This window comes from Citrobacter sp. Awk 4 (assembly GCF_028069725.1).
In the GTDB taxonomy this organism is placed as follows: domain Bacteria; phylum Pseudomonadota; class Gammaproteobacteria; order Enterobacterales; family Enterobacteriaceae; genus Citrobacter_D.
Window position 1 is genome coordinate 15,409 of the sequence record NZ_JANEWG010000037.1, and the last position, 12,204, is coordinate 27,612.

The 12,204-nt window shown below is 53.2% G+C and carries 11 protein-coding genes; 9 read left to right on the forward strand and 2 right to left on the reverse strand.

Annotation, left to right across the window (positions count from 1 at the left end):
* The first annotated feature begins 4 nt into the window (after positions 1–4).
* The 7 genes from hyfF to focA all read left to right on the forward strand — a co-directional run bounded on the left by hyfF (position 5) and on the right by focA (position 8,129).
* Positions 5–1,597: a hydrogenase 4 subunit F gene (hyfF, locus tag NNO04_RS15675; protein WP_271445475.1), complete on the forward strand. Its 1,593-nt coding sequence runs from the start codon at positions 5–7 to the stop codon at positions 1,595–1,597.
* Complete coding sequence (locus tag NNO04_RS15680; protein WP_271445476.1) at positions 1,575–3,302, forward strand: hydrogenase large subunit; 1,728 nt, start codon at positions 1,575–1,577, stop codon at positions 3,300–3,302. Before hyfF ends, NNO04_RS15680 begins: the two co-directional genes overlap by 23 nt.
* Positions 3,303–3,312: 10 nt before the next feature.
* Positions 3,313–3,861, forward strand: coding sequence for a hydrogenase 4 subunit H (hyfH, locus tag NNO04_RS15685; protein ID WP_271445477.1), 549 nt, complete (start codon positions 3,313–3,315; stop codon positions 3,859–3,861).
* Entirely contained in the window at positions 3,858–4,625 is a 768-nt protein-coding gene (locus NNO04_RS15690) for an NADH-quinone oxidoreductase subunit B family protein (RefSeq protein WP_271445478.1), read from the forward strand. Before hyfH ends, NNO04_RS15690 begins: the two co-directional genes overlap by 4 nt.
* Positions 4,618–5,031 (forward strand): formate hydrogenlyase maturation HycH family protein, encoded by a 414-nt coding sequence (locus tag NNO04_RS15695; RefSeq protein ID WP_271445479.1) that lies wholly within the window; start codon positions 4,618–4,620, stop codon positions 5,029–5,031. Before NNO04_RS15690 ends, NNO04_RS15695 begins: the two co-directional genes overlap by 8 nt.
* Positions 5,032–5,140: 109 nt before the next feature.
* Positions 5,141–7,156 (forward strand): sigma-54-dependent Fis family transcriptional regulator, encoded by a 2,016-nt coding sequence (locus NNO04_RS15700; RefSeq protein WP_271445480.1) that lies wholly within the window; start codon positions 5,141–5,143, stop codon positions 7,154–7,156.
* Positions 7,157–7,280: 124 nt separating this feature from the next.
* Complete coding sequence (focA, locus tag NNO04_RS15705; protein WP_271445481.1) at positions 7,281–8,129, forward strand: formate transporter FocA; 849 nt, start codon at positions 7,281–7,283, stop codon at positions 8,127–8,129.
* Positions 8,130–8,190: 61 nt separating this feature from the next.
* Here focA and NNO04_RS15710 read toward each other — a convergent pair whose 3' ends face one another.
* Positions 8,191–9,255, reverse strand: a complete 1,065-nt coding sequence (locus tag NNO04_RS15710; RefSeq protein ID WP_271445482.1) for an AI-2E family transporter — start codon at positions 9,253–9,255, stop codon at positions 8,191–8,193.
* 224 nt (positions 9,256–9,479) lie between these two features.
* Between NNO04_RS15710 and bepA the strand changes: the two genes are divergently transcribed.
* Both bepA and arsC read left to right on the forward strand, forming a co-directional pair.
* The gene (gene bepA, locus NNO04_RS15715; RefSeq protein WP_271445483.1) at positions 9,480–10,943 is read left to right on the forward strand and encodes a beta-barrel assembly-enhancing protease; all 1,464 of its coding nucleotides are present in this window, start codon (positions 9,480–9,482) and stop codon (positions 10,941–10,943) included.
* Between the two features lie 11 nt (positions 10,944–10,954).
* Positions 10,955–11,314, forward strand: a complete 360-nt coding sequence (gene arsC, locus NNO04_RS15720; protein ID WP_271445484.1) for an arsenate reductase (glutaredoxin) — start codon at positions 10,955–10,957, stop codon at positions 11,312–11,314.
* Here the strand turns inward: arsC and NNO04_RS15725 are convergent.
* Positions 11,311–12,156 (reverse strand): XRE family transcriptional regulator, encoded by an 846-nt coding sequence (locus tag NNO04_RS15725; RefSeq protein ID WP_271445485.1) that lies wholly within the window; start codon positions 12,154–12,156, stop codon positions 11,311–11,313. The genes arsC and NNO04_RS15725 overlap by 4 nt on opposite strands.
* Positions 12,157–12,204: the final 48 nt, after the last annotated feature.

Sequence of the window (12,204 nt, forward strand, 5' to 3'; positions counted from 1 at the left end):
TGAAATGAGTCATTCTGTCATGTTCACCTTACTGTTGCTGACGCCACTGGTTATCTCATTGCTCTGTTTTGCCTGTCGCATGACGGGCGGGTCAGCACGCAACGCGGTCACCCTGATCCATACCGTGGGGATCGCATTGCTGCTGATTCTGACGCTATGGACGGTAAAAGAAGCGCTGAGCGAAGGTGAAATTTTCGCCGGGCATCGCTGGCTGCATATTGATAGCCTGAGCGGACTGTTTTTAGCCATTCTGGGCATCATTGGTTTTCTCACGGGCCTCTATTCAATTGGTTATATGAATCATGAGGTGAAACACGGAGAAATCACCGAACTCACGCTCTGCAACTATTACGGTTTCTTCCATTTATTTTTGTTCACGATGCTGCTGGTAGTGACCAGTAATAACCTGATCGTGATGTGGGCGGCGATTGAAGCCACCACCCTCAGCTCCGCATTTTTAGTGGGTATTTACGGCCAGCGATCCTCACTGGAAGCGGCCTGGAAGTACATCATCATCTGTACCGTAGGCGTCGCTTTCGGTCTGTTTGGCACCGTTTTGGTATACGCCAACGCCGCGAGCATCATGTCCGATCCTAATCTGGCGATTTTCTGGACCGAGGTGTTGAAGCAGGCGACGTTGCTTGACCCGACGCTGATGCTGCTGGCGTTTGTGTTTGTCCTGATTGGTTTCGGTACCAAAACCGGTCTGTTCCCGATGCACGCCTGGCTGCCGGATGCGCACAGTGAGGCGCCAAGTCCGGTGAGCGCCCTGCTTTCTGCGGTACTGCTTAACTGTGCGCTGCTGGTGTTGATCCGTTATTACATCATTATCTGCAACGCCATCGGCAGTGATTTCCCCAATACGCTGCTGTTGATCTTCGGTCTGTTGTCCGTCGGGGTTGCCGCCTTCTTTATTCTCGTGCAGCAGGATATGAAACGTCTGCTGGCCTATTCCAGCGTGGAAAACATGGGACTGGTCGCCGTCGCGCTGGGTATCGGCGGGCCGCTGGGTATTCTGGCGGCGTTGCTGCATACGTTAAACCACAGTCTGGCGAAAACGCTGCTGTTCTGCGGTTCCGGCAACGTACTGCTGAAATACGGCACGCGCAATATTGATGTGGTCTGCGGGATGCTAAAAATCATGCCGTTTACCGCCGTCCTGTTTGCGGGTGGCGCATTGGCGCTCGCGGGCATGCCTCCGTTCAATATCTTCCTCAGTGAATTTATGATCGTCACGGCGGGTCTTGCCCGCGATCATATCGTGCTCACCATTGTGCTCTTGCTGCTGCTGACGGTGGTGCTGGCGGGTCTGATCCGCATGGTTGCCCGGGTTCTGTTTGCTCGCCCGCCAGAGGCGGTGAGTCGCGGTGAACTGGGGTGGCTGACGACGCTACCCATGGTGGTTCTGCTGGTCATGATGCTGGTTATGGGTACTCACATACCGCAACCGGTAAGCCGAATTCTGGAAAATGCCTCCGCGATCGTGCTTTCAGGCTCCTCTGAACGCCCTGGTCAGCTAAACGGCTGGCGTGATTTTGTTAACCCCACTACTGCATCGGTACCGGAGAGTAAAAGTGAATTATTCAGACAGCGTTAATAACCAGTCAATCCGCGGCGAAGCCTGTCTGGCCGCAGTAAGAAATCAGTTTCCTGGCGCGGTGCTGGACGAAGAACGACAAACGCCGACGCAGGTGACGATTACGGTCAAAACGAATCTGCTGCCCGATATCGTCCATTATCTTTACTACCAGCATGAAGGTTGGTTACCGGTGCTGTTTGGTAACGACGAACGCAGCCTGAACGGACACTATGCGGTTTACTATGCGCTCTCTATTGAAGGCGCGGAAAAATGCTGGATCGTGGTGAAAGCGTTGGTCGATGCCAACAGCCGTGAGTTCCCTTCTGTGACGCCACGCGTCCCTGCTGCGGTCTGGGGCGAGCGAGAAATTCGCGATATGTATGGCCTGATTCCGGTCGGTTTGCCCGATCAGCGCCGACTGGTGCTGCCAGATGACTGGCCTGACGATATGCACCCGCTGCGTAAAGACGCCATGGATTATCGCCTGCGCCCAGAACCGACGACCGATAGCGAAACCTATCCGTTTATTAATGACGGTGGCGATGACGCGCGCGTGATCCCCATCGGTCCGCTGCATATTACTTCCGACGAACCTGGACATTTTCGCCTTTTTGTCGATGGTGAGCGGATCGTCGACGCCGATTACCGCTTGTTTTACGTGCATCGCGGCATGGAGAAACTGGCGGAAACGCGGATGGGCTACAACGAAGTGACATTTTTGTCGGACAGGGTATGCGGCATTTGTGGATTCGCCCACAGCGTGGCTTACGCCACTTCCGTCGAAAATGCGCTTGGGATCCACGTCCCGCAGCGTGCGCATACCATCCGTTCGATATTGCTGGAAGTCGAACGCCTGCACAGCCATCTGCTTAATCTGGGTCTTTCCTGCCACTTTGTCGGCTTCGATACCGGCTTTATGCAGTTCTTCCGCGTACGTGAAAAATCGATGACGATGGCGGAACTGCTGACGGGTTCGCGTAAAACCTATGGTCTCAACCTGATCGGTGGCGTTCGCCGCGATATTCTCAAAGAGCAGCGTCTGCAAACGCTGAAGCTGGTTCGTGAGATGCGCGCCGAGGTCTCGGATCTCGTCGAAATGCTGCTCGCGACTCCTAATATGGAACAACGCACCCAGGGCGTCGGTATTCTCGACCGACAAATTGCCCGCGACTTTAGTCCCGTAGGACCGTTGATTCGCGGCAGCGGTTTTGCCCGCGACCTGCGTTTTGACCATCCTTATTCTGACTACGCCAACATCCCAAAAACGCTGTTCAGCTTCCCAGGGGGCGATGTTTTTTCCCGCGTCATGGTGCGCGTGAAAGAGACCTTCGACTCGCTGGCGATGATCGAATACGCCCTCGACATGATGCCAAATACGCCGCTGCTCACCGAAGGCTTCACCTATCGTCCGCATGCTTTCGCGCTTGGTTTTGTGGAGGCGCCACGCGGCGAAGACGTGCACTGGAGCATGCTCGGAGACAACCAGAAGCTGTTCCGTTGGCGCTGCCGCGCCGCCACCTATGCAAACTGGCCGGTTTTGCGCTACATGCTGCGTGGCAATACCGTTTCCGATGCGCCGCTGATAATCGGCAGCCTCGATCCTTGTTATTCCTGCACTGACCGCGTGACGCTGATTGATGTGCGTAAGCGCAAGTCAAAAACCGTGCCGTATAAAGAGATCGAGCGCTACAGCATTGACCGCAGCCGTTCACCGCTGAAGTAAGGACAGAAAAATGCTGAAATTACTCAAAACCATCATGCGGGCTGGAGAGCCCACGGTGAAATACCCTTTTGCTCCGCTGGAGGTCAGCCCTGGCTTTCGCGGAAAGCCGGAGCTGGACCCACGTCAGTGCATTGCGTGCGCAGCCTGTACGTCGGCGTGCCCGGCCAACGCACTGACCATGGAGACTTCCGCGCAGGATAACACCCGCACCTGGCAGCTCTATTTGGGGCGCTGTATTTATTGCGGTCGTTGCGAAGAGGTGTGTCCAACCCGGGCGATACGGTTGTCTGAAAACTTCGAGCTGGCGGTCACCTGTAAAGCGGACCTGTTCACCCGCGCAACGTTCCGCCTGCAACACTGCACTGAGTGTCAGCGACCGTTTGCGCCAGAAAAGTCGATCGACATGGCCGTCGCGCTACTGGCGCAACAGCAAAATGCGCCGCAAAACCTGGAATTACTGCGTCAGCAGGCAGGAATATGCCCGGAGTGTAAACAACGAGCCGCGCTGTTTCATGGCGGCTGCAAAAATATATCTTTTGCCATTAAGGAGAAGCAATGACTTCGTTGACGGCAACGCATCGCCACCACGTCAGTCAGCCCATTACGCTGGACGACCAGGCGCAACAAATGAAGCAGCTCCTCCTGAAGGATATTCGCCGCTCAGCGTATGTTTATCGCGTTGACTGTGGCGGATGCAATGGCTGCGAAATCGAGATCTTCTCTGCGATCACCCCGCTGTTCGACGCTGAACGATTTGGTATTAAGGTGGTGGCATCTCCCCGACATGCCGATATTTTGTTATTTACCGGCGCCGTGACCCGTGCAATGCGCATGCCTGCGCTGCGCGCATATCATTCAGCGCCAGACCATAAGATCTGTGTCTCCTATGGTGCCTGCGGCGTCGGTGGCGGGATTTTCCACGATCTGTACTGCGTGTGGGGGGGCAGTGACACGATTGTGCCTATCGACGTGTGGATACCGGGTTGTCCGCCCACGCCAGCCGCTACGATCCACGGTTTTGCTGTGGCGCTGGGATTACTGCAACAGAAAATTCATGGAGTGGATTATGTCGATGCCGCAGCCGAACCCTCTCAACCGCTGTGGCCGCAGATTCCGCCCACCCAGCGTATCGCCCTGGAAAGGGAGGCGCGACGCCTGGCAGGTTATCGTCAGGGAAGGGAGATCTGCGATCAGCTCTTACGGGCGCTAACTCAGGATCCTTCCGGTCAACAAGTGGCGACGTGGTTACAAGAAGCGGACGATCCGCGCCTGAATGACATCGTTCACCAGTTATTACAGACGCTCAGGGGGCAACATGGCTGATCAGCGCGGCGAAATTGTCTTCTGGACGCTGCGACAGAAGTTTCTCGACAGTACTGTCGCCATGCCGGAAAAAAGCCGCCAGGTCATGTATTACTCACTGGCGATTGGCCATCACGTTGGCGTGATCGACTGCCTGAACGTGGCATTAACCTGCCCGCTGGCAGACTACAACCAATGGATAGCGCAAGTGGAAGATGAAGAGGCGCGCCGCAAAATGTTGGGCGTACTCCGTTTCGACGAGATTGTTATCGATGCCAGTCACGTAAACATGCTCAGCCGCGCCTTCTCCCCCCTCGCCGATGACGCCGCGGAACCGTGGCGTAATTTGAGTATCCAATTGATTCATTTGCTGGATGATATTGTTCGTGAGCCCGCCATTTATCTGATGGCGCGGAAAATCTCGTGAGACGGATAACATTACGAAGTGAAGGGATAAGGTAAAGTGTCGCGTTGCCATGTTCGCTACCAAAACGCAGTCGCTACACAATCTGTCTCTTCAGTAAAAAGGACCGTTGATGACAAAGTTTGACGAGGCAATTTTTGCCCCGCCTGTAGGTAAGTTGTTGGATGATGTAGTCAGTACGCTTATGCACTCCCTGACTCGGCAGAATGATAAGGCCTCTCTATTGCATGCCTTCGTTCCGCTCCCCCCACCCTTCAGCCCACTACAACTCATTGAACTCCACTTCCCGGACAGCAGCTTCTATTATCGCTGCTTCGACGATGGAACCGACGAGATAGTCGAAGAGCCTTACTTGCGCGACGTCAGCGACTCTTCGCTACACGCCACGCTGCTTGGCGATACTCTGATGGCGGAATTGCGCTTCATTCGTACGGATAAAGGAACGTTTACCCATCAGGACACCAGCTTATTCAACTGGTTAGTCCGCGTTATGACGCCTGCGCTGGAGTCTATGCTTACCCAGTCAAGCCAACAGGAATCCCTTCATACCATCACGAAAGAACGCGATCATCATCGTATACTGGTCGATATTACTAACTCGGTGCTCTCCCATTTAAATCTGGAAGAGTTAATCGATGATGTCGCCAGAGAGATTAACCACTTCTTTGGTATCACTTTCGTCAGCATGGTACTGCGGGATACGCGACGGACAGACAAGTTCTGCGCATGGAGCACCGATTTCTCTCAGGAAGAGCAACCGGAACGCCTGCAGTTTATCCTGCAAGAACAGAGCATCATGCTGATGCAAACTCTGCGCGACAAGCACGCCTGTTTGCTGCATCTGGCAGACGATCCCGTTTTGTGGGAGCACGACCCACTGTTGCTGGATCTGAAAAACAGTCGCATCGAAACCGCCTTCTTTCTGCCGCTGACCTTTGGCAGCCATACGCCGGGCGTCTTACTTCTCGCGCACCCCTCGCGATCGCTGTTCAGCGAAGAGAATTGCGAACTTCTCCAGCATATAGCCGACCGCATTGCTATCGCCGTTGATAATGCCGACGCCTGGCGCAGCATGACTGACCTGAAAGAGAGCCTGAAACAGGAAAATTTTCAGCTAAGTGAGCAACTGTTCGCCAGCCAGGGCGCCGGTAATATCATTTATCAAAGCCAGGCGATGGATGACCTGCTTTCGCAAATCAACATTGTGGCGGAAAGCGACAGTACCGTGCTGATCTGCGGTGAAACGGGAACAGGGAAAGAAGTGATTGCCCGCGCGATCCATCAGTTAAGTCTGCGTCGGGATAAACCGCTGGTAAAGATTAACTGCGCCGCGATCCCCGCCAGCCTGCTGGAAAGCGAGCTATTCGGACACGATAAAGGCGCCTTTACCGGCGCAATTAATACCCATCGCGGACGGTTTGAACTTGCCGACGGCGGGACCTTATTTCTTGATGAAATCGGCGACCTTCCCCTCGAATTACAGCCCAAGCTGCTGCGTGTATTACAGGAAAGAGAGATCGAACGCCTGGGCGGAAACAAAACAATACCGGTCAACGTGCGAATGATTGCCGCCACCAATCGCGATCTCTGGCAAATGGTCGAAGACCGGCAATTCCGCAGCGATCTGTTTTATCGGCTGAATGTTTTTCCCCTTGAGATACCACCACTGCGCGAACGTCCGGAAGATATTCCGCTACTGGCGAAACACTTTACGCAAAAAATGGCGAAGCGGATGAACAGGAACATTGACGTGATCCCGACAGAGGCGCTACGTCAACTGATGACATGGGACTGGCCGGGGAACGTGCGCGAACTGGAAAACGTGATCGAGCGTGCGGTATTGCTCACCCGGGGCAATAGCCTGAATTTGCATCTGAATACCCGCCAGACCCGACTCCTGCCTCCGCTGGGAAGCGATTCCCCCGTTACCGAAGCTATGTCGCAAATGCTTAATCCCGCCACACCGGAAAATGATGAAGAGGAGCGTCAGCGTATTGTTCAGGTTCTGCGGGAAACAAACGGCATTGTCGCCGGACCTCGTGGCGCCGCTACGCGGCTGGGCATGAAACGCACAACGTTATTATCGCGTATGCAACGACTGGGCATTACCGCGCGTGAGGTCTTGTAACTCTGCAACGCTGTGAAGTGTGAAGGGATTCACATTTCATTCTCGTAAGAAGTTTCCACTCTGGTACGCACTGTGCATGAAGGTATGCAGTCTTTGATATCTCAGTGCTATTCAGGAGCATCTTATGAAGAACAGCGTTTCTTTAGATTTGAGAATGCCTGCAGAAATGGCAAAAGTCGCCGAACAGGCAGGCGTTTATAAGGCGACAAAGAAAAAGGAATTGGCATTTTTTCTGGCAATTACCGCCGGTGTGTTCATTTCTATTGCCTTTGTCTTTTATATTACCGTAACGACTGGTGCAGGGCCGACAACAGCATTAACAAAACTGGTTGGTGGTCTCTGTTTTTCCCTTGGCCTTATTTTTGTCGTCGTTTGTGGTGCTGATTTGTTTACATCGACAGTAATGACGGTCATGGCCAAAGCAAGTGGGCTGATCACCTGGCGACAATTAATCCTCAACTGGTTCATCGTCTATTGCGGTAATCTGGTCGGAGCGCTCTTTTTTGTATGCCTGATTTGGTTTTCCGGGCAGGCGATGAGCAGCAACGGTTTGTGGGGTCTGAACGTTCTGCAAACTGCCGATCATAAGATGCACCACACCTTTATCGAAGCGGTTTGCCTGGGCACACTGTGTAATTTAATGGTCTGCCTTGCGGTATGGATAAGTTATTCCGGTCATTCACTCACCGATAAAATTGCCGCCATGTTATTGCCGATCAGCATGTTTGTCGCCAGCGGTTTCGAGCACAGCATCGCCAATATGTTTCTTATTCCTCTGGCTATTCTGATTCGCGATTTTTCACCGGACACATTCTGGAATCTCACACAGACTACAGCGGATAATTTCCCGGCATTAACGATGAGCAATTTCATTACTGATAATCTAATCCCTGTGACTATCGGTAATATTATCGGCGGTGGTTTACTGGTCAGCGTGACGTACTGGATCATTTATTTGCGTAAAACAAAATAATAATTCAGAAAAAAATAGCCCGGTGTGCAAAGTATCACCGGGCTATTTTATGGGCTAAAGATTACTCTTCGAGAGTGGTCTGTCCGTCTGGCCAGGCGTGGACTACCGCTTTGATTAACGTTGCCAGCGGGATGGCAAAGAAGACCCCCCAGAATCCCCACAAACCGCCAAAAATGACCACCGACAAAATTATCACTAAGGGGTGCAGGTTAACGGCTTCAGAGAACAGTACTGGTACCAGCAGATTTCCATCCAGCGCCTGAATAATCAGGTAGACGCCAAAACAGCTCCAGAACTCCGTCCCTAAACCAAACTGGAATAACGCCACTCCCACGACCGGAATCGTCACCACAAATGCGCCGATATAGGGGATCAGCACCGAGAATCCGACCAGCACTGCCAGCAACAATGAGTAGTTCAGGCCAAACAATAAAAAGCCGAGCCATGTCGCCACGCCAACGACCACCATTTCCAGCACTTTGCCGCGAATATAGTTGGTAATCTGCTGGTTCATCTCTTTCCAGACCTGGCCTGCCAGGCCCCGATTTCGCGGCAGAACCCGACGCATGGCATTCAGCATCTGATCTTTATCTTTAATCAGGAAGAAAACCATCAGCGGCACCAGCACCAGATAGACCGCCAGCGTCAACAGCCCCACCAGTGACGCCAGCGAATATTTCACCACCGAATCGCCCATTGACAGCATTCGGGTACGTAAATTTTCTGCCATGGCATCAATGATCCCGGCATCCATCAACGCCGGATAACGACGCGGCAACGTCGCAGCAAAGTCGGAGAGTTTATTCAGCATGCCCGGCATGTCGCGGATTAAATAGATCCCCTGCTGCCATGCCACAGGCATGACCACAAATGCCATCAGAAGCAATATGCCGCCAAAGACCACCAGCACAATCGAGGTCGCCCATCGCCGGGAACAACCAATAGCTTCCAGACGCACTGTCGGCCATTCGAGCAGATAGGCCAGGACAAGAGCGACCAGCAGTGGCGCTAAAAGCCCACTAAAAAAGAACAGGATGCTAAAACCAGCCACCAGAATAACCAGCAAAGCAATCGCCTCCGGGTCGCTAAAGCGACGGCGATACCATTGCATTAACATTTCGAGCATAAAAAACCTTCCCTGAACTCAATAGCGGGATTGCGATCCCGAATTGTATCGAAATGTCTCAAAAAAGACTTCGCTTTTTATGGCTGATTCAGGAAACTGAAAAGCGTCCCGGTTCGGGTGTTCATTGTCGGGGTTCGCAGTTACACTCCCAATGTCACCGACGCGGGAACGATATTTCGCAGCATCGGTCAAATGGCTATCTTAAAGAATACAGGACAGAGGTCATGTTCAGGCAGTTTAAAAAAAACCTGGTTGCTACCCTCATCGCTGCGCTGACCCTCGGTCAGATGACGCCCGCGTTTGCAGATCCAACGGACACATTGCCCGATATGGGGACCTCAGCAGCAAGCACGCTTTCCATCGGTCAGGAAATGCAGATGGGCGATTATTATGTTCGCCAGCTGCGTGGCAGCGCGCCGCTGATTAACGATCCGCTGCTGGTACAGTACATCAATACTCTCGGGATGCGCCTGGTCTCCCATGCCGATTCGGTGAAAACCCCCTTCCATTTCTTTTTGATTAATAACGACGAAATTAACGCCTTTGCCTTCTTCGGCGGCAACGTCGTTCTGCATTCCGCGCTTTTTCGCTATTCCGACAACGAAAGCCAGCTGGCTTCCGTTATGGCGCACGAAATCTCCCACGTGACCCAGCGTCACCTGGCGCGTGCGATGGAAGATCAACAGCGTAGCGCCCCGCTCACCTGGGTTGGCGCGTTAGGCTCGATATTACTGGCGATGGCCAGCCCGCAAGCGGGCATGGCGGCGCTCACCGGGACTCTGGCAGGCACGCGCCAGGGAATGATTAGCTTCACGCAGCAAAACGAGCAGGAAGCCGATCGTATCGGTATTCAGGTTTTGCAACGTTCTGGCTTCGATCCCCAGGCGATGCCAACGTTCCTGGAAAAACTGCTCGATCAGGCGCGTTACTCCACCCGACCGCCTGAGATTTTGCTCACCCACCCCTTGCCGGAAAGCCGTCTCGCGGACGCCCGTAACCGTGCGAACCAGATGCGGCCAGCGGTGGTGCAATCTTCAGAAGACTTTTATCTGGCAAAAGCGCGTACGCTTGGGATGTACAATTCAGGGCGCAACCAGTTAACCAGCGACCTGTTGGATGAATGGAGCAAAGGCAATGTTCGTCAGCAACGCGCTGCGCAATACGGGAAAGCGTTGCAGGCGATGGAAGCCAACAAATATGACGAGGCGCGTAAAACGCTGCAGCCTTTGCTGACGGCGGAGCCGAACAATGCGTGGTATCTTGACCTGGCGACCGATATCGATCTGGGGCAGAAGAAAACCAGCGACGCCATTAATCGGCTGAAAAATGCCCGCGATCTGCGCGTTAACCCTGTCCTGCAGCTCAACCTGGCGAATGCCTTATTGCAGGGAGGACAAGCGAAAGAGGCTGCAACCATTCTCAATCGCTATACCTTCAATAATAAAGATGACAGCAACGGCTGGGACGTGCTGGCGCAGGCAGAAGCGGCGATAAATAACCGCGATCAAGAACTGGCTGCGCGTGCTGAAGTGTATGCACTGTCGGGGCGTCTGGATCAGGCGATCTCCATGCTCAGTAGCGCAAGTTCTCAGGTCAAACTGGGGAGCCAGCAGCAGGCGCGTTACGATGCCCGCATCGACCAGTTGCGCCAGTTGCAGCAGCGCTTCAAGCCGTATGAAAAGATGTAAAAGGAGAAATCATGTCTGACACGGTAAAAATCTACCATAATCCTCGCTGCTCGAAGAGCCGCGAGACGCTGAACCTACTGAAATCAAACGACGTGGAGCCGGAAGTGGTGCTCTATCTGGAAACCCCCGCAGATGCCGCCACCCTGCGCGAACTGTTACAGATGTTGGGAATGTCCAGCGCGCGTGAGCTCATGCGTCAGAAAGAAGATCTTTATGCTTCTCTCAACCTGGCAGACAGCCAGTTGAGCGAAGCGGCGCTGATTCAGGCAATGGTAGAGAACCCGAAACTGATGGAGCGCCCGATTGTGGTCGCCAACGGCCAGGCGCGAATCGGTCGCCCGCCAGAACAAGTACTGGACATCGTCCGCTAATCCTCATGCCGCAGCGCTTCAAGAAAAGCCTGCGGCGTCTTATCTCCCAATTTTTTTTGCGCCCTGCCTGCGTTATAAAATTCACATATCTGAATCAGTAACTGACTGGCCGATTCGGTTTGCAATCGCGGAATGACCGTCATTAAAGGAACAATCACCTGCACTCTGACCGGTGAACCTGGATTGATTTTATGGTGGATTCCGCGCAGCTTTAGCGCGCTTCTCACGCTGGCGCTGTCAGCCTCAAAAAGAAAAGTCTCAATAGATTGTATATCAGCAGGACACTCACTCAGCAATTCTGCCAGCCAGTTCACCACACGCTGTGGTGAGAGCCCGGCATACAATCGGGCAAAACACCACCCGCTTAACGGTTCACGCGCCCACAACAAATGATGCTCGCCACCATCGTCCATATGTAGTGACAGCAGAAGGTGATGCACCTCCAGCTCACGTGGCAACATCCCCGCTTTTAACGCCTTTTTCCCCACTAACGGCGCGTCCCGATGTTTAGGGGTAACCGGTTTTAAATAACGGTTCAACGTCGCACGGGAGACCGGTATCCCCAAAACGTCATTCACCAGCAACAACAGTTCATCGAGTGGCATACCCAACACATCGCGCAATGCATTAACCAAAGAAACCTGTTCTTGTCTCATTGCTTTGTGTATCACACCTGGCGTTGTTTTTTTGTCTAAAACCTCTTCACGACAACGCCAGCGCCTCACGGTAGTCACAGATATACCAAGTTCAGCAGCGAGTTCCCTGTCGCTTTTATCAGAGTTCTGAAGATAACGGCGAATACGTGGTGTAGTCGTGGCGTTGGCGTGTAATTTGATTTCCATCGTAAGAATTTCCGCATATTCGTAACTAATCACATGAGATTTATAATA